Source organism: Sphingomonas sp. UBA978 (genome assembly GCF_002292295.1).
Classification (GTDB): domain Bacteria; phylum Pseudomonadota; class Alphaproteobacteria; order Sphingomonadales; family Sphingomonadaceae; genus Sphingomonas.
Map to the genome: position 1 here is coordinate 1 of NZ_DBBS01000015.1, position 219 is coordinate 219.

Below are 219 nucleotides of genomic sequence, written 5' to 3' on the forward strand. Positions count from 1 at the left end.
CAGCTCGTTCTCGAGGAAGACGACCGGGTCCTCGGACCGGATCGCCGCCTTCAGCAGGCCCTTGGCGTCGGCTGCGTCATAGGGCGCGATCACGATCAGGCCGGGAACGGACGCGTACCAGGGCGCATAGTTCTGGCTGTGCTGCGCGCCGACGCGGCTCGCCGCGCCGTTGGGACCGCGGAACACGATCGGGCAGCGCATCTGGCCACCGGACATATA

At 68.5% G+C, this 219-nt stretch carries 1 pseudogene; it reads right to left on the reverse strand.

The annotated features are described in order from the left end of the window. Positions 1-219: pseudogene (locus B2515_RS07540) on the reverse strand (pyruvate dehydrogenase complex E1 component subunit beta); the annotation flags it as partial.